The organism is Burkholderia oklahomensis C6786 (assembly GCF_000959365.1).
Lineage (GTDB): Bacteria > Pseudomonadota > Gammaproteobacteria > Burkholderiales > Burkholderiaceae > Burkholderia > Burkholderia oklahomensis.
Genome location: NZ_CP009556.1, coordinates 1,904,088 through 1,926,076 on the forward strand (window position 1 = coordinate 1,904,088; position 21,989 = coordinate 1,926,076).

Below are 21,989 nucleotides of genomic sequence, written 5' to 3' on the forward strand. Positions count from 1 at the left end.
GGTGAATCAATACACTCGGCTGTATCGTTCGCACATTTCTTCCGCCGACAGGCCGGCGAGCAGGTTCAGCTCCGCGTGCTTCATCGCGCGGTAGCAGCGCCAGAAGTCGTCGCTGAACCAGCCTCTTACTTCGGAATCCGCATCGACCTCGGCGAGCGCCTCCGGCACCGATCCGGGCAGTGCGCGCACGTCGGCGTCGCGCCTTTGCGCATCGGAAAGGCTCGACGGGTCGACGTCGAGCAGCTTCGGCAGCGGCGCTTGCCGCCGGATGCCGTCGAGGCCCGCGCGAATCAGCGCGCCGAGCGCCAGATACGGCGACGCGCAGCCGTCGGCCGCGCGGAATTCGACGTGATGCGCGCTTTGCGCGGACGATTGCCGGGGCGCCGGACAGATTCGCAGCGCGGCCTCGCGGTTTTGCGAGCCGATGCACGTGAAGGCCGCGCTCCAGTGATGCGGCTGCAGCCGCAGATTCGAAATGCCGCTGGGCGCGGTCAGCGCGATCAGCGCGGGCAAGTGCCGCAGAACGCCCGCGCAGAACTGGGCGAGCGTCGCGGACAGCAGGCCCGCGCCGTTGCGATCGTAGTTGACGGGCGTGCCGTCTTCCCGCGACAGCCCGAAATGGACGTGAACGCCGTTGCCGACGCCCGTGGGCGACACCTTCGGCGCGAACGTCGCGTGCAGGCCGTTGCGCCGCCCGAGCTCCCTGACCAGCTCGCGCACGACGACCGCGTTGTCCGCCGCCTTCAACGCGTCGGCCGGCGCCATCGTGATCTCCATCTGGCCCGCGCCGTATTCCGGCAGGATCATTTCCGGGCCCGCGCCCGCCGCACGCATTGCCGCGACGATCTCGCCACACAGCTTCTCGGCGAGCCGATAGGCGCGGTACGAGAACGGCGGCGCGATCTCGGCGAGATTCGTGATCGTGAATTCGTGCTCGAACGATGCGCGCACGATCAGGCCGGTCTCGCGCCGCAGGTCGCCGATCGCCGCCTTCAGGAACGAGCGCGGGCAGCAGTCCCAAGGCGCGCCGGCGTAGTCGACGATGTCGCAGAGCAGGAAATGGAGCGGCTGCGCGCCGTCGTCGAAGCCGTAGCGCACCTCGGTCGCCGGGTCCGCGCGCAGGCGCAGATCGCCGATCGGGCCGAACGGATGGCCGTCGCCGATCGGGCCGAACGGCGTGAGCGCCTGGTTCGCGTGCACCCAGCCGCAGCCGCTGTCGAGATAGCGCGCGAGATCCTGCGCGGGGAAGCCGCGGCCGCGGTTCAGACCGGAAAAATCGTTGGTCAGGAAGAAGCACAGCGGCTCGCTTCCGGCTCGCACGGCGACGTTGGAGGACATATCGCGTTTCTCTCGGTAACGGGGCCCGTCGCTTCCTGCCTATTCGGGCAGGTGGGGCCGGTGCACGGGACGATTCACCTGCCCGCCGGCCTGCGGCGCAAGGGGCGGGCAGGTCGTCTGACGATGATAATAAATCGCCACGATGGATGAAAAATAAAAAATGTGAGAATTTTTTTTCATCTCCGGCCGGGCGTCGTCCGGGGTGCTGGAGAAAAACCGCGAACGCGGGCCGGCGGCTACTTGCGCAGCACGTACTCGAGGCCGAATTCCTCGCGCACGCTTTCCAGCTTCGACACGCGCTCGTGCCCCGCTGCGCCGAACGCGGTCGCGAGCTCCTGGGTCAGGAAGTCGATCAGCGCGAGTCCGCTCGCATAGCTGTCGAACGGTGACGTCGTCGCGGTCCGGCAGAGGAAGACCTGGCTTGCGTGCTTGACGGCCGGCGACATGTACGGATCGGTGAAAACCGCGACATGCGCGCGGCGGGCGCTCGCCGCGGCGACGAAACGGGTCGTGTCGTGCTGGTAGCGGCGGAAGTCGAACGCGATCAGCACCGAGCGCGCATCGAACTCGATCAATGCGTCGATCGCGTCCGCGTTCACGCCGTCGAAGAGCACCGTGCGGCTTCTCAGATGATGCAACTGCTGCTGGAAATAGCGGGCGAGCGAGCCGCTGTGGCGGCCGCCGAGGAAATAGACGGTCCGCTTCGGGTCGATCAGCTTCTCGATCAGCAGCTCGACTTCGCGCCGCTCCACCGACGCGACGGTCTCCGTCACCAGCTTGCCGAGCGCTTTCGCGCTCGCGTGCGGCCGGCCGGAGTCGGCGCCGCGCTCCGGGGTCTTGTCGAACTGCAGGCCGGGCGACGAAAAGCGCGCCGCGACATCCTCGTGAAGCGCACGCTGAAAATCCGGGAACCCCGTAAAGCCGAGCGTCTCCGCGAAGCGGGACACGGTGGCCGGACTGACGCCCGCGGCGTTGGCGATCTCGACGAGGGTCTTGAGCCCCGTGATCGGGTAGTCGGCGATCAGCGTCATCGCGACGCGCTTCTCGGCGGGGCTGAACGTCTGCAGCGCCGCGCGCAGCCGGTAGAGCAGGGTTTGAGGAATTTTTTTCATTCGATGAATATTGGCGTCTATTGAAAACTTTATTTCCTGTGCTTAGGATGCCGCCATGGCTCGAGAAAGTCGAGCCGCAAGGACCACCGAGCGACGCAGTTCGACGGACATGGTACCAACTGCCGGCTCCCCCGGAATCCCCGGTCGGAGTACGGGAACGGCAAGACGCTTTCGTCGCGCGGCCCATGAAGTTCGCATGACGAAGAATGCGTGCAATCAGGACCGTGGCGAAGCAATCGATTCATTGTCGGCAGGGGGCATGATGTCCATCGAAGAGTTTGGCTACAAGCAGGAGCTCAAGCGGGCGCTGGGTTTCAAGGACCTTGTCGTCTACGGGCTCGTGTGGATGATCCCGATCGCGCCGTTCGGCATCTACGGATACGTTTCCGAGGCCGCGAACGGCATGGTGGCGCTGGCGTATGCGGTGGGCATGGCGGCGATGTTCTTCACCGCGATGAGCTACAAGGCGATGTCGGCCGACTTTCCGCTCGCGGGCTCGGTCTATACCTATGCGCAGCGCGGCATCGGCGAACACGCGGGATTTCTCGCCGGCTGGCTGATCCTGCTCGACTATATCCTGATTCCGTCGCTGCTCTACATCGCGAGCGCGGCGGCGCTCGCGCCGCTCTTTCCCGCGCTGCCGAAGTGGGGCTGGGTCGTGATCTTCATGGCGTGCGGCACGGGCGTGAACCTGTGCGGCGTCGAAGTGACCGCGAAGGCGAGCAAGCTGATGCTGTACGCGCAACTGATCGTCCTCGCGCTCTTCTGCGTCTGCGGCCTCCATGCGCTTTACGGGCGCGGCGTGGGGGCCGGCCATCTGACGCTCGATCCGCTGTTCCAGCCCGGGCGGTTCAGCGTCGGCGTGATCTTCTCCGCGGTTTCCGTCGCCGCGCTGTCGTTCCTCGGATTCGACGCGATCTCGACGATGTCGGAGGAGGTCGCCGGCGGCGACAAGAAAGTCGTGGGCAACGCGACGCTCACGGCGCTGCTGCTCGTCGGCGCGCTGTTCGTCCTGCAGACCTGGATCGCCGGCGATCTCGCCCACGGTGCGACGTTCAAGTCGCCGGATACCGCGTTTTACGAAACGGCCGAGCTCGCCGGCGGGAAATGGCTGAATCGGCTGACGGCCTGGTCGACCGCGATTGCATGGGGCATCGCGAATTCGTTCGTGTCGACGGCGTCCATCGCCCGCGTGCTGTTTTCGATGGCGCGCGACCGGAAGCTGCCCGCCGCGCTCGCGCGCGTATCGGACAAATACCGGGCGCCGTACGTGAGCATCGGTCTCGTCGCGATCGTGTCGCTGGCGGTGTCGCTCGCTTTCATCGATCAGCTCGACCGGATCACCGGCTTCGTGAACTTCGGCGCACTGACCGGGTTCCTGATGCTGCACGTGTCCGTCGTCAATCACTTCGTGATTCGAAACAAGTCCAGGCAGTATCTCGAGCATCTCGTGTTTCCGGCCGTGGGATTCGTGATTCTCGCGTACGTGCTGTACTCGATGGGGCGCGACACCTGGATGCTGGGGCTGAGCTGGCTCGCCGCCGGCGTCGTCTACTACGTCGTGCTGACCAAGGTGCTGCGGCGCGACGTTCGGCTCGAAGTTTGATTCGCGAGCGATGCAGGGGCAGTCAGAGGAGGCGGCGATGAACGGGCTCGTTTGCAGCATGGCGTTTTCTTCGCGGATCAGAGGGGCTGGTGCATCGCGCTGATGCCGCGCCTCCACGCATGCAGGCTTTCCGCGTCGCGGCGAGCGTCGGCGCACGGCGATTCTTCATGGACGATACGGACAACCGATTGATTGCGCTCTTGCGAGCCGACGCGCGGATGAGCGTCGCGACGTTGGCCGTGAAGCTCGGCGTCGCCCGCACGACCGTCGCGCATCGATTGCGCCGTCTCGAAGACGAGCAGGTGATCGTCGGCTACACGGTTCAGCTCCGGCCGCGGATCGAGCTCGACTACATCCGCGCGTGGATGGACGTTCAGGTGGAGGGCAACCGGACGCGCGAAGTCATCGCGAATCTGCTCGGCGATCCCTGCGTCGTCGCGCTCCACGACACCAACGGCCGTTGGGATCTGCTCGCCGAACTGAGCGTGCGGTCGCCCGCCGAACTGTCGACGGTGCTCGAGCGCGTGCGCCTGATCAAGGGCATCAGGCATACGGAAACGAGCATCCTGCTCAAGAGCTATCGCTAGGGCCGGTTCGCGCTGACGACGGGCGCTGGCCGAGCCGCCGAAGGCGGCCGCGTCGCTGTCGGCCGCCTTGCCGTCGGTTCAGGGCAGCGCGAGGGCCGCGCGCGCGCCGGATGTCTGTCGCCGCAGCAGGCCGAACAGATTCTTCGGATCGTCGGCGGCCGGAATCAGCTCCACGACGTCGCCGATCCCGAGCGCCGCGGCGGCGTCGCGCACGAACGTCAGCGCCGAGTAGTCTTCGAGCGCGAAGCCGACCGAATCGAAGATCGTGACGTCGGCCGCCGTCTCGCGGCCGCGCGCGCGCCCGGCGAGCACCTGCCACAGCTCGACGGCCGGAAAGTCCGGCGCCATCTGCTGGATGTCGCCTTCGATGCGCGTCTGCGGTTCGTATTCGACGAAGACCTTGCCGCGCGTCAGCACGTCCGCGTGCAGCTCGGTCTTGCCGGGGCAGTCGCCGCCCACCGCGTTGACGTGCAGGCCGGGCGCGATCATGTCCGGCGTGACGATCGTCGCGTTGGCCTTGTCGGCCGTGACGGTCGTCACGATGTCCGCGCCGTCGGCCGCTTCGGCGGCGTCGCGGCAAACCCGGATCTCGAGCGCCTCGTCGCGCAGGTTCGCCACGAGCTTCGCGGTCGCGGCCGGGTCGATGTCGTAGACGCGCAGCGTCCGGATGCCGACGAGATCGCGGAACGCGAGCGCCTGGAATTCGCTCTGCGCGCCGTTGCCGATCAATGCCATGGTCCGGCTGTCCGGACGCGCGAGCACGCGCGCGGCGACGGCCGACATCGCGGCGGTGCGGATCGCCGTCGTCAGCGTCAGCTCGGAGAGCAGGCGCGGCGCGCCGGTGGCGACGTCGGCCAGCATGCCGAACGCCATGACGGTGGGCAGGCCGTCGCGGGTGTTCTTCGGGTGGCCGTTCACATACTTGAACGCGAACTCGCGCGTGTCCGCGATCGGCATCAACTCGATCACGCCGTCGCGCGAATGACACGCGACCCGCGCGCTCTTGTCGAATTCCCGCCAGCGCAGGAAATCCCGCTCGATGCGCACCGCGACCTCGGCGATGCACTTCGGCAGGCCGACACGCTGCACGAGGCGGATGACGTCGGCGGCGCTCAAATAGACGGTCGCGGGAAGATGGGACGGCATATCTGACCTCCTGACGGATTGGGACGATCACAGTGTTGCAGAGGCGGATGTCGGTCGATAGCGGCGCAAATGCCGCGTTTGCGCCGAAGTCCGATCAAAACGACGAGCCGGCCCGACGAAATGACGACATCGCATCCTTCCGTGCCGCGCACGCGCGAATCGATGCGACATGGCTCGCATCTTGCAGCCGGGGTCGTGTAGTCCATGTCATGGCGGATCGTGTCGCGAATGTCGGAGCGCCTATAGCGTGTCGATTGGCCGCCGTTGCCGTTGTCGCTGAAAGTCGCCGGCGTCGCGACCGTCTTCGCGTCGCTCGCGGGAATCGCGCTCGGCTGGCTCTTCGCCCGCCGGCGCTTTCCGACCTCGCGGACCCGGCCGTGCGGCGGATCGCGATCGGCCTGTCGGCGATGGCGGCGTTCAACGCGTGTTCGGCGATGGCCGCGGTCGCGGAGCCGCGACGCGGCGGCGTGCGGCGCGCAACAAAGCCACGGCCGGCGGCGGGCCGCGCCGCATCGCGCTTGCCTCGCCGAATCGCGTACGGCGTCGTCGCACGCCAACGCGGCGGCGATCGGCGATCGGCGATCGCGCGCGTGCGGCGCGTTGCGTGCCGCGTGCCCGTCTTTCGAAAGCCGACCTCAATAAGCGGATGCTTCACTTCGTCGTCGCTCGCGCGCTTCGGCCCTGCGGCGCATGGCGCCGCGCCGGTTCGGCTTGACTTGCGGCGGCCCCATCCTATGCTTGCCTCAAATGTTGACTGGGGGCGTCGCTCATGCCGTTCCATGCGCGTTTTCGTTCGGCGCAGGGGGCACGCGACATGCATCGTACGTGGCCGAGCCGCACGGCCGGCGTCGATGCGCAAAGGAGGCCGCGCAACGGATCGGGATGCCGATGCTTGCCGCGACGCTTCGCCCGCCGTCAGCACAACGGGGAGCGGCGGAGCGGGGGCATTGCCATGATGAAAAAATATGGTGTGGCGTTCGTCGCGTTCGCTGTGGCGCTCGGCGGATGCAAGGAGGCCGGGCATCAGGATGCGCAGCGGACCACCGTGGCGGCGTTTGCGTCAGCCCCGGCCGAATCCACGGCGGCCGAATCCACGCCGGACGCGGCCGCGTCGGCACCGGATGAATCCGCGGCGGCCGCATCCGCACAGGGCTCGGCCGCGCTTGCATCGAAAAGCCCCACGCCGGACCTCGCGAAGCAGGAGCGAGCGCCGCAGTCGGTGCCGCCGCCAAGCATCGCGACGCCGCGCACATCCGGGCACGCGCGGTACGATTTGAACGCCGAAGCGGCGAAAGCCGCATCGGCGTGGGCGGCGGCGCCGGCCCGTGCGGAAACCCAGACCCAGGTCGCGATGAATGGCGTCGTCGATGCGGCGAAGACACCGGTGCCGGCGCTGGCGTCCAAGCTCCATGCGCCGTCGACGACGGCGCCCGAACCGGGCGCGCCACGACTTCTCGCGCATCGTAAGGAGGCTGTGCCGGCGCTCGCCGGGCAAGCCGCGCAGCCGCTGTTCGCATCGTCTCCGCCGTCCGAGTTCGCGTCCGTCGACGAAGCGCGCGCGAAGATGCTCAACGGCAACGTCGTGTTCAACGTGCCGACGCCCGTCGACGTCGACGACTCCTGTCCGTGCCGGATCGACGTGGTGCTGAGCCCGACGCGCGGCCTGCGGGACTTGCAGAAGCTGATCGTCGAGCACAATCCGGATGCGGGCAACTTCGAGAACGCGCAGATCCAGGTGAGCGACCGGATGAGCGCCCAATTGACCGCGGACCCCGACGATTTCGCCGTCGATCCGAAAGGCGATCAGGAGCAGGCGGTCGGCACCGTGTCGCCCGTCATGTGGTCGTGGACGATCACGCCGAATCATTGGGGCCGTCACACGCTGCAGCTCGTGCTCAAAGCCTTGGTGACGGTGGACGGCCAGCCGACGCCGATCGTGCTGACGACGCTCGACAAGTCGATTCAGGTCACCGTTACGCCGTTCGGGCGCGTGAAGCGCTTCTTTGCCGCCAATTGGCAATGGATCTGGACGACGCTGCTTGCGCCGCTCGCGCTATGGCTCTGGAAGTACCGGCGACGCTTCGCGCATTGAGCGGCACGGGCCGGCCCGATTGCTTCAACGACGCCCGGCCTTGACCGCGATGGCCCGATCCGAAACATGCGAGCGGCTTGCCCGGCGCGCGCTTGATTCGTGATCCTGCCGAAACGGCGGCGCCGCGATGCTGCGCGGCGATGCCGGGCAAACGGATATGGAACGCGCGCGTTGCGCGCTCACGCGACTCGCGTCGCCTGCCGGCGACGGGTGCACAGTCGCGCGGCGATCATCACGACGATCCACGTGACGGCGAACGATGCGAGCATGAAGCCCGTGCTCACACTGGCGCCTTCGAGACGGTGCGCATAGATCGGCAGCGGCGCGCGGTACGCGTCGTACGAGGGCGCGATCCCGAGCGCGGCGATCCCGCACGCGACCGCGTAGCGCACGCGCGCGCCGAGGTGCGCGCGCGCGAGGCGGCTGAAGAGGCGCGCGCCGACGATGAACGGCAGGCCGTAGACCAACAGCAGCGGCGTCATCAGCACCGTGATGAGCAGATACATCAGGAAAGTTTGCATGTTCATGACGGATTCCCGCTTATTGTTTCGAACGATCGCCGTGTGCGGCGACGAGCTTGATCGCCCCGGTCTGGATCGCCCCGGTCTGGATTGACCCGATCCGGCTTGATCCGGCCTGGCCTGGCGCGACCAGGCCGGACGCGCCCCGACCCGCCGCCACGCGCTGCGGCGCGATGCCCGCGGCCGCAGCGGATGCCGCCGCCGCGCCGCCGCGCTCGCCGTCCGGATACAGGCAGATGAACGACGCGCGCCCGCCTTCGATCCCGTAGGCGGGCAGGTTCGACGAGCTCGAGCACACCGCGCCGTCCTGCGTGAACACCATGTCGCGCAGCCACGTGACGCGCGTCGGCAGCGGATACGCAACGAAGGTCTGCGTGGCCGGCGCGAAGCGGAAGATCCGATCGGACATGTTCGACGTGATCCACACGTCGCCCGTCTTCGGATTCACGTTCAACGCGTATGGCACTTCGTATTCGTTGTGCGCGAGGAGCGGCAGCTTGTAGGTCTCGAAGCGATGCGTGCGCGGATCGAATTTCATCAGCCCGCCGTCGTCGAACGCCGGAATCCACAGATTGCCCTGCGGATCGAAGCGCAGCCGGCGCGGGCCGCCGAGCGGCGTGTCGAATTCGGTGACGTCGAGCGTCTTCGGATCGATGCGGCCGATCTTGTTCGCATAGAGCTTCGCGTACCAGATCGAGCCGTCGACCGGATCGACGTCGATCCCGTACGGGAACGGGAACGCGTCGCGGCCCTGGAACGCCCACTTGTGATGCGTGACCGCGAGCTGCAGGTTCTGCTGCGGGAACCACGCGGCGATCTTCACGACGAGCGGAAACAGATAGTGCGACACGGCGCGCCAGAAGCCGCCGTCGGGCAGATGGACGATCGTGAACGTCTCGGTCTTCGGATCGAAGCGCGCGACTTCGTTCGATGCGACGATCGTGAACCAGACGATGCCCGCGCGGTCGATGCGGATCGTGTGCGGATACAGGTGCGAGTGGCCGAGCGGGTAGAGCTTGAAGCGCTTCGTCGCCGGATCGAACGACGCGAGCGTCGACGACAGCGCGTTCGTGATCCAGAACCGGCCGTCGGCCGCCTGCGCGAGGCTGTGCGGCCCCTGCTTGCCGCTGAACACGCCGATCGGCAACTGCACGCCGGAGAACACGCCGCCTTGCGGCAGATCGATGTCGGGCTCTTTCCATTCGCTGAGCTGGCCGGTCTTGCGGTCGAGCTCCCAGATCTTGTCGTGGCCTTCGTCGGCGCCGTACAGGTGATCGTCGACGCCGACGTCGGCGTCGTGGATGAACGTGAGGCCGTCGCCCGCCGCCCATTCCTTGATCTTCGCGGGCGCGAGCGCATCGTCGTACAGGTATTTCTCGACCGCCGCGACCGCGCGGCCGTCCATTCCCTTGTAAAGCGCGTGGCTGATGTCCCGCGCCTGCTTGTTCGTCAGGAGCGCCGCGTAGCCCTCCATTCGGCGCACCGTCGCGCTCCACGCGGCTTCGTCGCGCGGCGTGCGCGTCAGCGCGTTGCCGACCTGGTGGCAGTAGTTGCACTGGCTGATGAACGTCGTGCGCGAGTCCTGGCTGCTCCACGACAGCGAGGTCAGATGCGCGGACGCGGGCAGGCTCGCGGACAGCTCTTCGGCGACCGTCTGCCGCGCGAGCGCGAAGTCGAGCGACTTGCGCGCGTCGGACGCGAGCGTGAGGTCCTGCGCCGCGTCCTTGAAGTATGGCGTGCGCGCACGCACGTGCACGCTGCCCGCGAAGTCGACGGCGATGCCGTAATGGCCGTTGCGGTCGGTATAGACGGTGTCGCGACGCGTTTGCGCCGCGTCGAACACGGTGACCATCGCGCCGGGCAGCGGCTTGCCGTCCGACGAGACCGTGCCCGTCAGCGTGCCCGCCGAGACGCCCAGGCTCGCGGCCTGCGCGCTCAGCAGCAACAGGTACGACGCCCATTTCAAGGGAGTGTGGATCATGAGTGATGTGGTGTAGGCAAACGAAATCGATGGATGCGGCTGCGGGAATGACGGTGCGCGTGCCGCGTGTTCAGGTGGTCTTTTTCGCGCCCCAGCTGCCGCCGTGCGCGGCCGCCTGCGCGGCGGGCGAGCGCGCGAGGTATTCGAGCGCGAGCGCGGTCGAGCCTTCGCCGTGCGGCGTGTACGCCGGATTGAAGTAGCGCAGCGCGGCGCCGATCGTCTTCCAGAACGACGGCAGATGGCCGCGCCGCGAGCCGCGCGTCCACGCGCGGACGAAGCCCGGATAGCGGCCCGCCTTCGGATCGCGCGTATACATGAACTTCGAGCCCATCGACACGAACAGCACCAGCAGGCAGATCGCGAGCACCATGTGGAATGCGCGCCCAAAATAACCGCCGCCCATGTAGCGGTGCAGGTCGAACGCGACGGTGCCGTGCTCGACTTCCTCCGCGCCGTGCCAGCGCAGCAGGTCGAGCATCGCCGGATCGGCCTGCGCTTCGTCGAGCGCACGCGCGTTCAGCACCCAGCGGCCGAGATAGGCGAAGAAATGCTCGAGCGCGGCGATGATGCCGAGCTGCTGCCGCAGCCAGAAGCGCGTGCCGCCGATCTTCAGGCCGAGCGGCGACTCGCCGAGCACCTTGCTGAAGAGCCAGGTGAGGCGCTTCGTATACGGCTGCGTGTCGACGCCGTGCCGCGCGTAGCACTGCTTCGCGACCGCGTGGTGCGAGCGCGAATGCACCGCTTCCTGGCGCAGGAAGCCGTCGGCGTCCGCGCGCAGCGCCGGGTCGCCGATGAGCGGCAGCGCCTTGTTGTACACGCGGCAGAACCAGAGCTCGCCTTCGGGGAACAGCAGGTTCAGCGTGTCGATGATGTGCGTGCTCGCCGGATCGCCCGGGATCCATTGGAGCGGCGTCTCGCCGAAGTCGAATTTGACGTGGCGCGCCTTGATTTGATGGTGGTTGCCGATTGCCATGAGTTCCTCCCTGTGGTTCGAGTTCATCGGACGGCGCGAGGCCGTCCCGTGTCGCGTGTGGCTGGCGAAAGCGGGATCGCGAATGACGCGCGGCGCTGCCGAAGGCGTTTGCCGCGCGCGCCGCCTGCGGGCGTGCTCGCAGGCGCGCGATGTCGAGGCGCGCGATGCGAACGCGGGCGGCCGGTGCGCGGGCATGGAGCGCGTCGCGGCACGGGAACAGCGGGGACGTCGTCGCGGGCGCTCGCATCGGGTCGCATCGGGCGCGCCGCCATGCGGCTCGCCGGAATTTATCGCCAACCATTACATTGGATGATGTAATCATCATAATCGCTTGCTCGGCGAGCACCAGTCGTTTCGAATGGGGATTTCCCCTGATGCGGCGATGCGAATATCTCCGCATTGAAAATGCCGGTGATGGACGTGCGTCGCGCGCCGTTTGATCGATCGGCGGAAGGTCAGACGGGGAGGGCGTTCTGCGGAAGAAGTGCGGTTCGATTTCGAACGGGTCAGGCGCGATGCGACAGATGGTCGCGGAAATGGCGGCGGAGTCTATTCTCCAAATAATTTCCAATGGAAAGACTTTTAATTCCGCATTGGTCGATGAAAACTTGATTTGAATCAAAGACGGCCGGGTGAAATAAAATTAAACGGAGATTCGAATTCGGTCGATGGGACGAGGGCGGTGGCCGGCCGAATAGCCGTCATCTCGGCCGGGCCGCACCGACGTCGGCCGCCGTTTCGATCTCGATGGACCCGATCGAGCGAACCCGGCCGGAATCAAGCGAAAGTCGGCGTTTCGACGGAACGGCGGATCGAACGTCCGCGACGGTCCATGCCGCTTGCCGCCGGGCACTCCTTTCGCGCGACACGGTTTCCGCCGTTCGGTCATCCGCCGCGGGATTTCCACGAAGTGATGCACCGTTGCCCGCCTGCCTGTCGCGCGCGGCGGCGCTCGCGGCGTTCGCCCCTTGCCGGTCGCGGGCGGCGGCGTCGATCCGGCCGCGCGCCGGCAATCACGCGTCGCCGCGCGGTAAAGCGACGCGCGACCGGACATCCGGCCGGCGTGCCTGACGCCATGCACACTTGTGCCTGGATCCGCAGGCGCGCGTTTCGCCGAGCGATCGGCGAGCGCATCGCCGTCCGGCCGATCGCCCGGTTCGGCCGATCGCGGCGAATCCCCCGCCGTTTTCACGCGATCGCCCTCCGGCAAATTTTGGACAGTTCGCACATTTGTCGCCGCGATCCCTTATCCTTCAATGTTTACGAAAACGTTACATCAAGCCATCAAATGGAGTGCGGATGCCTCATGACGTCAGCCTGATTGCACTGCTCGCGGCCGGTTTCGGTCTCGCGATGATCCTCGGTTACCTCGCGTCGCTGCTGAAAATGCCGCCGCTCGTCGGCTATCTGCTCGCCGGCATCGTGATCGGGCCGGGTACGCCCGGCTTCGTCGGCGATCTCGCGCTCGCGCAGCAGCTCGCCGAGATCGGCGTGATGCTGCTGATGTTCGGCGTCGGCCTGCATTTCTCGCTCGGCGATCTGCTCGCGGTGCGCAAGATCGCGCTGCCCGGCGCGATCGTCCAGATCGCCGTCGCGACGGCGCTCGGCGGCGGGCTCGCACTGCTATGGGGCTGGAACGTCGGCGGCGCGCTCGTGTTCGGCCTCGCGCTGTCGGTCGCGAGCACGGTCGTGCTGCTGCGCGCGCTCGAAGGGCGCGGGCTCATCGAATCGGTCAACGGACGGATCGCGGTCGGCTGGCTCGTCGTCGAGGATCTCGTGATGGTGCTCGTGCTCGTGCTGCTGCCGCCGCTCGCCGGGCTCCTCGGCGGCGGCGCGCCCGCGCACGGCGACGCGGCCGCCGCGCAAGCGGGCGGCAGCCTCTGGAGCGCGCTCGGCGTGACGCTGCTGAAGGTCGCCGCGTTCATCGCGCTGATGCTCATCGTCGGCAAGCGCGTGTTTCCGCGCATCCTGTGGCTCGTCGCGCGCACCGGCTCGCGCGAGCTGTTCACGCTGTGCATGATCGCGGCGGCGGTCGGCGTCGCGTTCGGCGCGGCGAAGCTGTTCGACGTGTCGTTCGCGCTCGGCGCGTTCTTCGCCGGGATGATGATGCGCGAGTCGGAGTTCAGCCGCCGCGCGGCCGACGAGACGCTGCCGCTGCGCGACGCGTTCTCGGTCCTTTTCTTCATCTCGGTCGGCATGCTGTTCGACCCGCGCGTGCTGATCGACGAGCCGCTGCACGTGCTCGAAGTCGCGGCGATCGTCGTCGTCGGCAAGACGCTCGCGGCCGTCGCGCTCGTGCTCGCGTTCCGCTATCCGCTCAACACCGCGCTCACGGTCGGCGCGGGCCTCGCGCAGATCGGCGAGTTCTCGTTCATCCTCGCGAGCCTCGGGCGCGGGCTCGGGCTGTTGTCGGCCGAAGGGCAGAGCCTGATCCTCGCGGTCGCGCTGCTGTCGATCGCGCTCAACACGCTGCTGTTCGCGGCGATCGATCCGGCGCTCGCGTGGATCCGCAAGCACTCGGCGTTCGCGCGCCGGCTCGAGTCGCGCGACGATCCGCTCGCCGCGCTGCCGATGTCGACGCCGCAGACGCATCTGACGGGGCAGGTCGTGATCGTCGGCTACGGACGCGTCGGCACGCGGATCGCGCAGGCGCTCGACGCGCGCGGGATCGCGTACGTCGTCGTCGAGCAGAATCGCGAGACGGTCGAGAAGCTGCGCGCGGAGGGCGTCGCGGCGGTATCCGGCGACGCGATCGAGCCGATCGTGCTCGTGCAGGCGCATATCGCGCGCGCGGGGATGCTGGTCGTCACGCTGCCCGACGTGTTCGACGTGCGGCAGATCGTCGACATCGCGCGCACGCTGAATCCGGCGATCGAGATTGCACTCTGCACGAACAGCGACGACGAGGCGGCGCTGCTCGCGAACGAAGGGATGGGCGACGTGTTCGTCGGCGAGACAGAACTCGCGCGCGGGATGACCGAGCATGTGCTCGCGCGCATGGGCGCGGATGCGGGGCGGGCGCGCTCGGCGGCTGCGCACTAGACGCGGCCGGGGCGGGAGGCGGGCGCTTGCGTTTGGCGCAAGCGCGATGGCGGGCGCGGCGTTTTGCTCGCGGCATTCGCGGCATGAACGTCTCGCTCCGGCGCGCGCATCGCTCAACCGGATCGCCCGACCGGCGCAATCGCGGCGGAATCGTCAACTCGATGTATCGAAGACGCGCCGCGCCGCGTCCCGATCGTCGACGCGCGGATTCCAATCGGCGTCGTGCGGCGCGGGGTCCGTCGCATCGCGCGCATCACGTGTTTCGTACGGTCAATGGAACGGCTCGAGCGTCAGCTCCTGCGCCATCACGCGATTGCCGGCGAGCAGCCCGCCGTCGACGGGGAGCATGACGCCCGTGATCGCGCGCGCCGCGTCCGACGACAGGAACAGCGCGGCGTTCGCGACGTCGTCGGGCGTCGCGAAGTCTTCGAGCGGATACCACTTCTTCAGTTGCTCGAACACCTGCGGGTTCTGCCGCACGCGCGCTTCCCACGCGGGCGTCTTCACGGTGCCGGGGCAGACGATGTTCGCGCGCACGGCGTCGCGCCCGTATTCGATCGCGAGCGATTTCGCATAGCTGACGAGGCCCGCCTTCGCCGCGCTGTACGCCGGATGGCCGAGCGCGGCGACGCCGTTGACCGAGCCTATGATCGTGATCGCGCCGCGGCGGCGCGCGCGCATGCCGGCGAGCACCGCCTCGACGCTCACGTAGGTCGCGGTCAGGTTCGCGTCGAGATCCGCGCGCCACGATGCGCTCGTCGTCGTGCGCAGCGTCGCCGACGCGGCGGTGCCCGCATTCGCGACGAGCACGTCGACGGGCTCGTTCGCGAGCGCGGCCGCGAGGCGCTCGGCGTCGGTCAGATCGTCGACGACGGGCGCGACGGCCGCGTCGCCGAGCGTATCGGCGAATGCGGCGAGCGCCGCACGGTCGCGGTCGAGCGCGAGCACGCGGTCGCCCGCGGCGAGAAAGCGGCGCACGAGCGCCTGTCCGATGCCGCCCGCGGCGCCCGTGATCAGCGTGGTGCGTGTCGTCATGCGTTCTCCTTCGGTTCGAAACGGGTTGTCGATGCCGCGCCGTCCGCCGCCCGCCGAGCGGCGCCGCTCACAGCCCGAGCTGCGCGCGCGCCGTCTTCTCGTTCGCGCGCGTGATCAGCGTGCCGGACGTCAGCACGAGCGGCGGCGGCGTCCGGTTCTGCGTGATCCACTCGGCCATGTTGACCGATGTGTCGTAGCCGTGCTGCCGCGGGTTCAGCAGGATCGAGCCGTAAAAGCCCGTCGGCTTCGGTTTCGCGAATTCGTTCATCGCGACCTGGCTGCCGTTGATGCCGACCGCGATCATGTCGTCGGCGCCGATTCCGCGACCTTCGCCCGCGCGCACCGCGCCGACCGTCGTGTCGTCGTTCGATCCGAACGCGACCCAGCGCTTGAAGTTCCGATGCTTGGTGAACGCGATGTTGGCCGCGTTGAACGCGCCTTCGGTGTCGGCCGTCATTTCAGGCGCGTCGACGACGTTCGCGACCGGGAAGCCGGCTTCCTTCAGCGCGTCGACGGCGCCCGTCGTGCGCTCGCGCGCGGTCGGCAACTGGTCGTACGCGAGCCGCAGCACGCCGACCTCGGCCGGATTCCAGCCGCGCCGCTTTGCCTCGGCGGCGATCGCCTCGCCGACCTGCCGGCCGATCTTGTACGCGGAGATGCCCATGTGCGGCACGTTCGGAAGCGGCGCGCCACGGCCGTCGACGAGCTGGTCGTCGACCGACATCAGCTTCATTCCGTAGCGCTTGGCCTTCGCGGCGATGCCGGGGCCGAGCTTCACGTCGGGCGCGCAGATGATCACGCCTTGCGCCTTTTGCGCGGCGAGGCTGTCGAGCGCGGTCGACACTTTCTCGCCGCTCGGCGCGGCGATCTTCACGAGCGTGAAGTGCTTGTCTTTCGCCGCCTGCTCGGCGAAGCGCCATTCGTCCTGAAACCACGGGTCGTCGGGCTGCTTGACGACGAAGCCGATCTTTACCGGGGCCGTGCCTTCCGCATGCGCGGGAGCCGCCGCCGACAGGCTGGCGGCGACGCTCGCGCAGACGAGGGCGGCTTGGGGCCAGCGCAATCCCATAAGCGTCTCCTTCGTGCTCCGTTTTGATGGATGCGGCCTTGCGAGCCGCGGACGGCATGCATGTCGTGCGGGAAATTGTAGGCGGCGGGTAAGCGGGCTTCCAAATAATGCGAGGTGATCCTAAAGAATGGGACCGGTGCGGATGCGGATCAGAATGCGGCGGGCGTGCGGACGGGAGCGGGCGGCGACGAACAGCGGGCGACGAACAGCGGGCGACGCCGGAAGCCGCGGCAATCGCGACGCCGGACGGACCACGACGGGCGCGCAAGCGCCGCCCGTCTCGCGGTGGCGGCGGCGCTGCTTACGCCTTCGTTTTCGCCGGCACCGGCGCCTTCGCGCCGCCCGCCGGCTTCTCGGCGGTGACGGGTGCGTCGGGCGGCACGCCGAGCAACTGCAGCGAGCCGCTCATCACCGACGAGAACACCGGCCCCGCGACCGTGCCGCCGTAGTAGCTTCTCGCACCCGGCTCGTCGATCATCACGGCGACGATGAGGCGCGGATTGCTCATCGGCGCCATCCCGGAGAAGAGCGCGCGGTACTTGCCCTTCGCGTACGACGCGCCGACCTGCTTGCGCGCGGTGCCCGTCTTGCCGCCGATCCGGTAGCCGTCGACGCGCGCGGCGCGCCCGGTGCCGCCCTGGCCGACCGCCATTTCCAGCATCGAGCGGATCGCGGCCGCCGTGGCGGGCGTCGTCACGCGATGGCCGCGGTGCGCGTCGACGGAGGGCGGATCGGTGTGCGTCCTCAGCAGCGACACCGGATGCAGCGTGCCGTCGCCCGCGTAGGCGGTATAGACCTGCGCGATCTGCAGCAGCGACGCAGAGAGGCCATAGCCGTAGGCCATCGTCGCCTGCTCGATCGGCCGCCAGCGCTTGTACGGGCGCAGCCGCCCGGACGCGACGCCGGGGAACGTCAGATCCGGCGCGCGGCCGATGCCGTATTCCTGGTACTTGTTCCAGATCGTCTCGGCGGGCAGGTTGAGCGCGAGCTTCGCGAGCGCGATGTTGCTCGACATCTGCAGCGCCTGCGCGACCGTGATCGCGCCGTGGTTCGACGTGTCGTGGATCACGTTCGGGCCGATCCTGTACGAGCCCGGCGACGTGTCGATGATCGTCTGCGGCCGCACCTTGCCCGCGTCGATCGACAGCGCGACGACGAGCGGCTTGATCGTCGAGCCGGGCTCGAACGTGTCGATCACCGCGCGGTTGCGCAATTGCTGGCCGGTCAGGCGCGTGCGGTCGTTCGGATCGAACGTCGGGTAGTTCGCGAGCGCGAGGATCTCGCCGTTCTGCGCATCGAGCACGACGACGCTGCCCGCCTGCGCGTTGTTCGCGACGATCGCGGACTTCAACTGCGCGTACGCGAGCTGCTGGATCCGGCGATCGATCGTCAGCTCGATCGTCGCGCCGTGCTGCGCGGGCACGAGCGGGCTGGTGTCGGAGATGATCCGGCCGAGCCGGTCGCGGATCACCTGGCGCTGGCCCGCGGTGCCGGACAGCCGCCCGTTCGCGGCGAGCTCGACGCCTTCCTGCCCCTGGTCCTCGACGTTCGTGAAGCCGACGACGTGCGCGGCCGATTCGCCTTCCGGATAGAAGCGCTTCGAATCGGCGACCTGCGTGATGCCGTCGACGTCGAGCTTCTCGATGCGGGCGGCCGTTTCGGGATCGACCTGGCGCTTGAGCAGCACGAACGAGCGGTCGCTCGTCAGGCGCCGCCGCACTTCGGCGAGCGGCATGTCGAGCAGCTTCGCGAGCGGCGCGTACGCGACTTCGTCGACCTGTTTCGGATTCGCCCAGATTTCATAGGTCGTCAGGCTGACGGCGAGGAGCGCGCCGTTGCGGTCGACGATGCTGCCGCGCATCGCGCCGAGCTCTATCGTGCGCTGATAGCGCTTCTGGCCCTGGCCCACGTAGAAATCCTGATTCGCGACCTGCACCCAGAATGCGCGGGCGATCAGCGTGCCGAACGCGATGAACACGAGGATCACGATGAACTTCGAGCGCCACATCGGCAGGTTCGACGACAGCATCGGACTTTTCGCGACGGCGACGTAAGGATCGGACGACTTCGGTTTTTTCTTGAGGCGCATGGGCTGGCTATCGCTGGGCGGGATCGCGGATCGCGTCCCGAAAGCTGAATTGTAATGAATGAGTAATGATTTCGTCTGCTTCGGCCGCCAAATCGTTGAAAAGTCTGACAAATATTCAAGAAGCGCGCGGATGGGGCGGAGGCGGCGAAGGATGCTCGAGGCGCGCACGAAGCGCGGCGGTCGAGGCGGCGCGGAAGCGCCGAGCGCGGCGCGCCGGCATCGGCAAGCGGGAGGCGGTCAGCGGGAAAGGGGCAGGCGGCGCTCGGCCGGGCGGGCGACGCGCGGATCGCGAGAGGAAATCGGCGAGACGCCGACGAACGCGTGCGAACGACGGCAGGAAGCGGACAGCGACGGAGCGAGCGCGAAGCGGCCGGGCGACGAACGGAACGGGAGAATCCGGGGCGGCCGCGCCGCCCCGTCGTCGCCGCATCGCATCCGGATCAGGCCGGCAGCGCGAACTGCGCGACCGCCGAGCGCAGCGCGTCCGCCTGATCCTTCAGCGAATGCGCGGCGGCCGCGGCCTGCTCGACGAGCGCCGCGTTCTGCTGCGTGACCTGGTCCATCTCGCCGACCGCGCGGTTCACCTGGTCGATGCCCGCGCTCTGTTCGCGCGACGCGTGGCTGATTTCCTCGAGGATCTCGTTGACGCGCTTCACCGATTGCACGATCTCCGTCATCGTCGCGCCCGCGCGCGTGACGAGCGACGCGCCGTGCTCGACTGTCGTGTTCGACGTCTCGATCAGCGACTTGATCTCCTTCGCCGCCGTCGCCGAGCGCTGCGCGAGCGTGCGCACCTCGCCCGCGACCACCGCGAAGCCGCGCCCCTGTTCGCCCGCGCGCGCCGCCTCGACCGCCGCGTTGAGCGCGAGGATGTTGGTCTGGAACGCGATGCCGTCGATCACGCCGATGATGTCGCCGATCTTGCGCGATGCGTCGGTGATCTCGTCCATCGTCCGCACGACGTCGTCGACGACCGCGCTGCCGCGCGTCGCGACCTGCGCGGCCTGGTCGGCGAGATCGGCCGCCTGCGACGCGCTGTCCGCGTTGTGCTTCACGTTCGACGTCATCTCGTCCATGCTCGACGCAGTCTGCACGAGGGCGGCCGCCTGCTGCTCGGTGCGCTGCGACAGATCGGTGTTGCCGGCCGCGATCTCCGACGCGCCGACGTTGATGTTCTCGGTGCCGAGCCGCACGCGCGACACCATGTCGATGAGCGCCGCCTGCATCGAGTGCAGCGCGTGCAGGAGGCTGGCGCGATCGCCGCGGCGAATGTCGACGTGCGCGGTCAGGTCGCCCTGCGCGATCCGCTGCGCGGTCGCGACGGCCGCCTCGAGATCGCCGCCGAGGCTGCCGCGCACGCTGCGCAGCACGAACACCATCAGGATCGTCGCGGCGATGCCGAGCACGGCCGTCATCGCGAGCCAGCGGCCGGTGCTCGCGAGCACGGCGGCCTGCAGGTCGTCCATGTACATGCCGGTCACGATGTACCAGTCCCACGGCGCGAAATGGCGGACGGCGCTCGTCTTGTCGATCGGCTTGTCGGCGCCCGGCTTCGGCCACATGTATTCGACGAAGCCGAGACCGCCTTCCGCGTTGCCCGCCTTCACGATCTCGACGAACAGGTGCTTGCCGCCCGGATCGGTGAAGCCCGACACGTCCTTGCCGTTCAGCGCCGGCTTGATCGGGTGCATCACGACGACGGGCTTCGAGTCGTTGATCGACAGATAGCCGTCCGTGCCGTAACGCATCGCGGCGATCGCTTCGAGCGCGGCGCGCTTCGCGTCGGCTTCGGGCATCGCGTTCTGCTGCGACAGCTTGTAGAAATGCTCGCTCACGCTGTAGGCCTGCGCGGTCAGGTTCGCGAGCTGCTCGCGCCGGTCCGAGACCATCGACGTGCGGTTCTGCCATGCACCGGTCGCGCCGATCAACAGCAGGCCGACCCAGAGGATGACGATCATCGACGTGAGCTTATGGTTCAGGGAAAGAGAGCGCATGGTCTTTAGTCGTAGGGAGGCTGATGCATGGGGGCGATGCCTGTTTATCGGCGTGTCGGGAAAGGGGCGCAGGCGGGTATTCCCTAGGTGAGGGCCGAGGATGGGCAAGTCCGGCGGGGAATTTGACGGATGTCGGGCGGTGCATGGCCGCGCGCATCGACGGAACGCGGCGGCAGTTCGGCGATCGTGCGACAGATGGCGATTCGTCGGCCGAATGGACGATGCAATCGGCACGATCGACGGTGCGGCGGTCGGCAGCGCGTGTCGCCGCCGAAAGGAATAAATAGGCCGGCATCGGCCGCAGCACGGCCGACACGCGCGGCTTGACGGTGGAGTTGACCCGTGGCGGAGGGTGGCCCGGACGAATCGACGGAGCGGGGCGAAACGCGCGTATCTCGGCCCGCGGGATCGTCAGGCGCAGCCCAGCCGACTCCCGGGCGGCGCGCCCGGAAGCCGAACGAATTCGGATGCACGGGCTTCGACGGCATTCGCGCGCACGCAAGCGGCGCGCACGCGGCATCGGCCTACCGCTCGCGCGTCACACCGGGTCCTTGCTCGGCGGCTCTTCCGGCTTCTGCGGATTCTCGTGATGGTGGTGGCCGGGCGACGGCGGCGCGAGCGCGTCTTCTTCAGGGTCGCGGGTGGGGTCGGCGGGCGGTTCCGGCAGCGGCGTCGTGTGATCGGTCATGGGAGTCGGCAATTCTCGGTAAACGCAGGGACCGGCGCGGCACACGCCGGGTCTCGTCTTCCGTTATAGGCAATCGGACGCGCGTTTGCCGGACGACGCGGCGTCAGCCGCGCGGCGGCGGGGCGAGCAGGTCGGCGCGCGTGTCGACGTCGCGCAGCACGGCGGAATCGTCGACCTCGACGAGCGCGGGCGGGGCGGCCGCCAGCAGCGCGCGGGCGCCCGTGTCGCCGTCGAGCGCGGCGAGCGCGTCGTAATGGCGGCTCGCGAAACCGACCGGATGGCCGCGCTGCCCGCGATAGACGGGGGCAACGGTCGACGCGAGCCCGGCGTCGAGCGCGCGCGCGACGGCCTCGATCGTCGCCGGCGCGATCCACGGCATGTCCGCGAGCGCGACGATCCAGCCGGGGCTGTCCGCGCACGCCCGGACGCCGGCCGCGAGGCTCGCGCCCATCCCGCGCTCGGCGTCGGGCGCGAACACGACCCGGCAGCCGGCGTCGTTGAGCAGGTGCGCGAGCTTTTCCGCGCCGGGACGTACGACCGCGATCACGTCGGGGAGCACGGCGGCGAGCCGTTGCGCGGCCGCGACGGCGACGGGCGTGCCGTCGGGCAGCTTCGCGAGCAGCTTGCTGTGCACGCCGTCGGGGTCGAAGCGGGTACCGAGGCCCGCGGCCAGCAGCACGCCGGTGGCGAGCGACGCATGAGTCATGGCGGTAACC

Annotated in this window: 17 protein-coding genes; 5 read left to right on the forward strand and 12 right to left on the reverse strand. The window is 68.3% G+C overall.

Annotated elements, in window-relative coordinates:
- Positions 1-6: 6 nt before the first annotated feature.
- Together BG90_RS26230 and BG90_RS26235 are read right to left on the reverse strand one after the other, a co-directional pair.
- Positions 7-1,338, reverse strand: a complete 1,332-nt coding sequence (locus tag BG90_RS26230; protein ID WP_010121511.1) for a glutamine synthetase family protein — start codon at positions 1,336-1,338, stop codon at positions 7-9.
- Positions 1,339-1,574: 236 nt separating this feature from the next.
- Positions 1,575-2,450: a MurR/RpiR family transcriptional regulator gene (locus BG90_RS26235; protein ID WP_010121513.1), complete on the reverse strand. Its 876-nt coding sequence runs from the start codon at positions 2,448-2,450 to the stop codon at positions 1,575-1,577.
- Between the two features lie 259 nt (positions 2,451-2,709).
- Between BG90_RS26235 and BG90_RS26240 the strand changes: the two genes are divergently transcribed.
- Positions 2,710-4,056 (forward strand): APC family permease, encoded by a 1,347-nt coding sequence (locus BG90_RS26240; RefSeq protein ID WP_010121516.1) that lies wholly within the window; start codon positions 2,710-2,712, stop codon positions 4,054-4,056.
- A gap of 167 nt (positions 4,057-4,223) precedes the next feature.
- Positions 4,224-4,643 (forward strand): Lrp/AsnC family transcriptional regulator, encoded by a 420-nt coding sequence (locus BG90_RS26245; protein WP_025990478.1) that lies wholly within the window; start codon positions 4,224-4,226, stop codon positions 4,641-4,643.
- 78 nt (positions 4,644-4,721) lie between these two features.
- Here BG90_RS26245 and BG90_RS26250 read toward each other — a convergent pair whose 3' ends face one another.
- Positions 4,722-5,789 (reverse strand): ornithine cyclodeaminase, encoded by a 1,068-nt coding sequence (locus BG90_RS26250; RefSeq protein WP_010121520.1) that lies wholly within the window; start codon positions 5,787-5,789, stop codon positions 4,722-4,724.
- Positions 5,790-6,558: 769 nt separating this feature from the next.
- Between BG90_RS26250 and BG90_RS26260 the strand changes: the two genes are divergently transcribed.
- Positions 6,559-7,881 (forward strand): ornithine cyclodeaminase, encoded by a 1,323-nt coding sequence (locus tag BG90_RS26260; RefSeq protein WP_235363857.1) that lies wholly within the window; start codon positions 6,559-6,561, stop codon positions 7,879-7,881.
- Between the two features lie 179 nt (positions 7,882-8,060).
- Here the strand turns inward: BG90_RS26260 and BG90_RS26265 are convergent, their stop codons facing one another.
- From BG90_RS26265 to BG90_RS26275, 3 genes are all read right to left on the reverse strand, one after another.
- Positions 8,061-8,408: a hypothetical protein gene (locus tag BG90_RS26265; protein WP_010109067.1), complete on the reverse strand. Its 348-nt coding sequence runs from the start codon at positions 8,406-8,408 to the stop codon at positions 8,061-8,063.
- Between the two features lie 13 nt (positions 8,409-8,421).
- Positions 8,422-10,383, reverse strand: coding sequence for a carboxypeptidase regulatory-like domain-containing protein (locus tag BG90_RS26270; protein WP_045568458.1), 1,962 nt, complete (start codon positions 10,381-10,383; stop codon positions 8,422-8,424).
- Between the two features lie 70 nt (positions 10,384-10,453).
- Positions 10,454-11,356 (reverse strand): metal-dependent hydrolase, encoded by a 903-nt coding sequence (locus BG90_RS26275; RefSeq protein ID WP_010118901.1) that lies wholly within the window; start codon positions 11,354-11,356, stop codon positions 10,454-10,456.
- On the opposite strand from BG90_RS26275, the gene BG90_RS26280 reads away from it, so the two are divergent.
- On the forward strand, positions 11,355-11,669 hold the full coding sequence (locus tag BG90_RS26280; RefSeq protein WP_144411707.1) for a hypothetical protein: 315 nt from the start codon (positions 11,355-11,357) through the stop codon (positions 11,667-11,669). The genes BG90_RS26275 and BG90_RS26280 overlap by 2 nt on opposite strands.
- A gap of 986 nt (positions 11,670-12,655) precedes the next feature.
- A complete protein-coding gene (locus tag BG90_RS26285) occupies positions 12,656-14,398 on the forward strand; it encodes a cation:proton antiporter domain-containing protein (protein WP_010118899.1) in 1,743 nt (580 codons plus the stop codon).
- Positions 14,399-14,668: 270 nt separating this feature from the next.
- Here the strand turns inward: BG90_RS26285 and BG90_RS26290 are convergent, their stop codons facing one another.
- From BG90_RS26290 to BG90_RS26310, 6 genes are all read right to left on the reverse strand, one after another.
- Positions 14,669-15,433, reverse strand: a complete 765-nt coding sequence (locus tag BG90_RS26290; RefSeq protein ID WP_010109060.1) for an SDR family oxidoreductase — start codon at positions 15,431-15,433, stop codon at positions 14,669-14,671.
- A gap of 67 nt (positions 15,434-15,500) precedes the next feature.
- Positions 15,501-16,502 (reverse strand): arabinose ABC transporter substrate-binding protein, encoded by a 1,002-nt coding sequence (locus BG90_RS26295; protein ID WP_010118897.1) that lies wholly within the window; start codon positions 16,500-16,502, stop codon positions 15,501-15,503.
- A gap of 301 nt (positions 16,503-16,803) precedes the next feature.
- Complete coding sequence (locus BG90_RS26300) at positions 16,804-18,591, reverse strand: peptidoglycan D,D-transpeptidase FtsI family protein (RefSeq protein WP_010118895.1); 1,788 nt, start codon at positions 18,589-18,591, stop codon at positions 16,804-16,806.
- A gap of 440 nt (positions 18,592-19,031) precedes the next feature.
- Complete coding sequence (locus BG90_RS26305) at positions 19,032-20,585, reverse strand: methyl-accepting chemotaxis protein (protein WP_025990236.1); 1,554 nt, start codon at positions 20,583-20,585, stop codon at positions 19,032-19,034.
- Between the two features lie 538 nt (positions 20,586-21,123).
- Positions 21,124-21,273, reverse strand: a complete 150-nt coding sequence (locus BG90_RS36875) for a hypothetical protein (RefSeq protein ID WP_010109053.1) — start codon at positions 21,271-21,273, stop codon at positions 21,124-21,126.
- 103 nt (positions 21,274-21,376) lie between these two features.
- Positions 21,377-21,979, reverse strand: coding sequence for a nucleotidyltransferase family protein (locus BG90_RS26310; RefSeq protein WP_010118891.1), 603 nt, complete (start codon positions 21,977-21,979; stop codon positions 21,377-21,379).
- Positions 21,980-21,989: the final 10 nt, after the last annotated feature.

What these genes read in the sequence shown, in the direction of transcription:
- BG90_RS26260 (WP_235363857.1), top strand. Translation starts at nt 6,559, where the DNA reads ATGCCGTTCCATGCGCGTTTTCGTTCGGCGCAGGGGGCACGCGACATG.
- BG90_RS26305 (WP_025990236.1), bottom strand. Translation starts at nt 20,585, where the DNA reads ATGCGCTCTCTTTCCCTGAACCATAAGCTCACGTCGATGATCGTCATC.
- BG90_RS26265 (WP_010109067.1), bottom strand. Translation starts at nt 8,408, where the DNA reads ATGAACATGCAAACTTTCCTGATGTATCTGCTCATCACGGTGCTGATG.
- BG90_RS26230 (WP_010121511.1), bottom strand. Translation starts at nt 1,338, where the DNA reads ATGTCCTCCAACGTCGCCGTGCGAGCCGGAAGCGAGCCGCTGTGCTTC.
- BG90_RS26245 (WP_025990478.1), top strand. Translation starts at nt 4,224, where the DNA reads ATGGACGATACGGACAACCGATTGATTGCGCTCTTGCGAGCCGACGCG.
- BG90_RS26280 (WP_144411707.1), top strand. Translation starts at nt 11,355, where the DNA reads ATGAGTTCCTCCCTGTGGTTCGAGTTCATCGGACGGCGCGAGGCCGTC.
- BG90_RS26295 (WP_010118897.1), bottom strand. Translation starts at nt 16,502, where the DNA reads ATGGGATTGCGCTGGCCCCAAGCCGCCCTCGTCTGCGCGAGCGTCGCC.
- BG90_RS26270 (WP_045568458.1), bottom strand. Translation starts at nt 10,383, where the DNA reads ATGATCCACACTCCCTTGAAATGGGCGTCGTACCTGTTGCTGCTGAGC.
- BG90_RS26285 (WP_010118899.1), top strand. Translation starts at nt 12,656, where the DNA reads ATGCCTCATGACGTCAGCCTGATTGCACTGCTCGCGGCCGGTTTCGGT.
- BG90_RS26240 (WP_010121516.1), top strand. Translation starts at nt 2,710, where the DNA reads ATGATGTCCATCGAAGAGTTTGGCTACAAGCAGGAGCTCAAGCGGGCG.
- BG90_RS26250 (WP_010121520.1), bottom strand. Translation starts at nt 5,789, where the DNA reads ATGCCGTCCCATCTTCCCGCGACCGTCTATTTGAGCGCCGCCGACGTC.
- BG90_RS26290 (WP_010109060.1), bottom strand. Translation starts at nt 15,433, where the DNA reads ATGACGACACGCACCACGCTGATCACGGGCGCCGCGGGCGGCATCGGA.
- BG90_RS26275 (WP_010118901.1), bottom strand. Translation starts at nt 11,356, where the DNA reads ATGGCAATCGGCAACCACCATCAAATCAAGGCGCGCCACGTCAAATTC.
- BG90_RS36875 (WP_010109053.1), bottom strand. Translation starts at nt 21,273, where the DNA reads ATGACCGATCACACGACGCCGCTGCCGGAACCGCCCGCCGACCCCACC.
- BG90_RS26300 (WP_010118895.1), bottom strand. Translation starts at nt 18,591, where the DNA reads ATGCGCCTCAAGAAAAAACCGAAGTCGTCCGATCCTTACGTCGCCGTC.
- BG90_RS26235 (WP_010121513.1), bottom strand. Translation starts at nt 2,450, where the DNA reads ATGAAAAAAATTCCTCAAACCCTGCTCTACCGGCTGCGCGCGGCGCTG.
- BG90_RS26310 (WP_010118891.1), bottom strand. Translation starts at nt 21,979, where the DNA reads ATGACTCATGCGTCGCTCGCCACCGGCGTGCTGCTGGCCGCGGGCCTC.